At 52.3% G+C, this 3463-nt stretch carries 2 tRNA genes and 1 rRNA gene; all 3 read left to right on the top strand.

Annotated features, from left to right (window positions below):
- The first annotated feature begins 40 nt into the window (after nt 1-40).
- Nucleotides 41-117 (top strand) — tRNA-Ile (locus tag B880_RS0102950).
- Nucleotides 118-260: 143 nt separating this feature from the next.
- Nucleotides 261-336, top strand: a tRNA-Ala gene (locus tag B880_RS0102945).
- A gap of 200 nt (nt 337-536) precedes the next feature.
- Nucleotides 537-3441 (top strand): 23S ribosomal RNA (locus tag B880_RS0102940).
- Nucleotides 3442-3463: the final 22 nt, after the last annotated feature.

Genomic DNA, 3463 nt, shown 5'->3' with positions numbered 1-3463 from the left:
ATTGTCTGATAGAAAAGTAACGAGCAGAAAAAACCTCTACAGGCTTGTAGCTCAGGTGGTTAGAGCGCACCCCTGATAAGGGTGAGGTCGGTGGTTCAAGTCCACTCAGGCCTACCAAATTTCTTCTCATGCTGCGTTAAAGCGCCGCTCGTATAGTTAACTATACGTCGCGACCCTTTGCCTTGCCTGAAAAGAAATTACCGTTTGAAAGAACGGAACTCCTGGTGAGTGGTAGTAGATGGTCTCTGCAGTAACTGTATGGGGCTATAGCTCAGCTGGGAGAGCGCCTGCCTTGCACGCAGGAGGTCAGCGGTTCGATCCCGCTTAGCTCCACCATTACAGTGACTCAACAATACTTCAGAACGTACCGGTAACGGTAGGTTGCGAAGTATTTGCTCTTTAACAATCCGGAACAAGCTGAAAATTGAAACGACACGTCGTATTCATTCTCCGTAATAAGAATGAAGTTATCGATGTGTTCGAGTCTCTCAAATGCTTGCAACTTGCATGCGTTGTAAAACGTCTGTGGGTTGTGAGGTTAAGCGACTAAGCGTACACGGTGGATGCCCTGGCAGTCAGAGGCGATGAAGGACGTGCTAATCTGCGTAAAGCGTCGGTAAGGTGATATGAACCGCTATAGCCGACGATGTCCGAATGGGGAAACCCGGTGCACTCTGTGCATCATCGTTAACTGAATACATAGGTTAACGAGGCGAACCTGGGGAACTGAAACATCTAAGTACCCAGAGGAAAAGAAATCAACCGAGATTCCCCCAGTAGCGGCGAGCGAACGGGGAGCAGCCCAGAGTCTGAATCAGCTTGTGTGTCAGTGGAACGGTCTGGAATGGCCGACGGTACAGGGTGACAGTCCCGTACACGAAGATGCACAAGTTGTGAACTCGAAGAGTAGGGCGGGACACGTGGTATCCTGTCTGAATATGGGGGGACCATCCTCCAAGGCTAAATACTCCTGACTGACCGATAGTGAACCAGTACCGTGAGGGAAAGGCGAAAAGAACCCCGGCGAGGGGAGTGAAACAGAACCTGAAACCGTGTACGTACAAGCAGTGGGAGCCTACTTGTTAGGTGACTGCGTACCTTTTGTATAATGGGTCAGCGACTTATATTCTGTAGCAAGGTTAACCGTATAGGGGAGCCGCAGGGAAACCGAGTCTTAACTGGGCGTTAAGTTGCAGGGTATAGACCCGAAACCCGGTGATCTAGCCATGGGCAGGTTGAAGGTTGGGTAACACTAACTGGAGGACCGAACCGACTAATGTTGAAAAATTAGCGGATGACTTGTGGCTGGGGGTGAAAGGCCAATCAAACCGGGAGATAGCTGGTTCTCCCCGAAAGCTATTTAGGTAGCGCCTCGTGAACTCATCTTCGGGGGTAGAGCACTGTTTCGGCTAGGGGGCCATCCCGGCTTACCAACCCGATGCAAACTCCGAATACCGAAGAATGTTATCACGGGAGACACACGGCGGGTGCTAACGTCCGTCGTGAAGAGGGAAACAACCCAGACCGCCAGCTAAGGTCCCAAAGTCATGGTTAAGTGGGAAACGATGTGGGAAGGCACAGACAGCCAGGATGTTGGCTTAGAAGCAGCCATCATTTAAAGAAAGCGTAATAGCTCACTGGTCGAGTCGGCCTGCGCGGAAGATGTAACGGGGCTAAACCATGCACCGAAGCTGCGGCAGCGACACTATGTGTTGTTGGGTAGGGGAGCGTTCTGTAAGCCTGTGAAGGTGTGCTGTGAGGCATGCTGGAGGTATCAGAAGTGCGAATGCTGACATAAGTAACGATAAAGCGGGTGAAAAGCCCGCTCGCCGGAAGACCAAGGGTTCCTGTTCAACGTTAATCGGAGCAGGGTGAGTCGACCCCTAAGGCGAGGCTGAAAAGCGTAGTCGATGGGAAGCAGGTTAATATTCCTGCACTTGGTGTTACTGCGAAGGGGGGACGGAGAAGGCTAGGTTATCCGGGCGACGGTTGTCCCGGTTTAAGCATGTAGGCGGAGAGTTTAGGTAAATCCGGACTCTTTTTAACGCTGAGGTGTGATGACGAGTCACTACGGTGATGAAGTAACTGATGCCCTGCTTCCAGGAAAAGCCTCTAAGCTCCAGGTAACACGAAATCGTACCCCAAACCGACACAGGTGGTCAGGTAGAGAATACCAAGGCGCTTGAGAGAACTCGGGTGAAGGAACTAGGCAAAATGGTGCCGTAACTTCGGGAGAAGGCACGCTGTCGGTAGGTGAAGTCCCTCGCGGATGGAGCTGAAGGCAGTCGAAGATACCAGCTGGCTGCAACTGTTTATTAAAAACACAGCACTGTGCAAACACGAAAGTGGACGTATACGGTGTGACGCCTGCCCGGTGCCGGAAGGTTAATTGATGGGGTTATCCGCAAGGAGAAGCTCTTGATCGAAGCCCCGGTAAACGGCGGCCGTAACTATAACGGTCCTAAGGTAGCGAAATTCCTTGTCGGGTAAGTTCCGACCTGCACGAATGGCGTAATGATGGCCAGGCTGTCTCCACCCGAGACTCAGTGAAATTGAAATCGCTGTGAAGATGCAGTGTACCCGCGGCAAGACGGAAAGACCCCGTGAACCTTTACTATAGCTTGACACTGAACATTGAGCCTTGATGTGTAGGATAGGTGGGAGGCTTTGAAGCGTGGACGCCAGTCTGCGTGGAGCCAACCTTGAAATACCACCCTTTAATGTTTGATGTTCTAACGTAGGCCCGTGATCCGGGCTGCGGACAGTGTCTGGTGGGTAGTTTGACTGGGGCGGTCTCCTCCCAAAGAGTAACGGAGGAGCACGAAGGTTGGCTAATCCTGGTCGGACATCAGGAGGTTAGTGCAATGGCATAAGCCAGCTTGACTGCGAGAGTGACGGCTCGAGCAGGTGCGAAAGCAGGTCATAGTGATCCGGTGGTTCTGAATGGAAGGGCCATCGCTCAACGGATAAAAGGTACTCCGGGGATAACAGGCTGATACCGCCCAAGAGTTCATATCGACGGCGGTGTTTGGCACCTCGATGTCGGCTCATCACATCCTGGGGCTGAAGTAGGTCCCAAGGGTACGGCTGTTCGCCGTTTAAAGTGGTACGCGAGCTGGGTTTAGAACGTCGTGAGACAGTTCGGTCCCTATCTGCCGTGGGCGCTGGAGAATTGAGGGGGGTTGCTCCTAGTACGAGAGGACCGGAGTGAACGCACCGCTGGTGTTCGGGTTGTCATGCCAATGGCATTGCCCGGTAGCTAAGTGCGGAAAAGATAAGTGCTGAAAGCATCTAAGCACGAAACTTGCCCCGAGATGAGTTCTCCCTGACTCCTTGAGAGTCCTGAAGGGACGTTGAAGACTACGACGTTGATAGGCCGGATGTGTAAGTGCAGCGATGCATTGAGCTAACCGGTACTAATGACCCGTGAGGCTTAACCTTACAACGCCAGAGGCGTTTTTGA

Origin of the sequence: Pantoea sp. A4 (genome assembly GCF_000295955.2) — a bacterium.
Lineage (GTDB): Bacteria > Pseudomonadota > Gammaproteobacteria > Enterobacterales > Enterobacteriaceae > Pantoea > Pantoea multigeneris.
The sequence above is the reverse complement of the archived record's forward strand: the minus strand, read 5'-3'. Positions and strand labels throughout refer to the sequence as shown.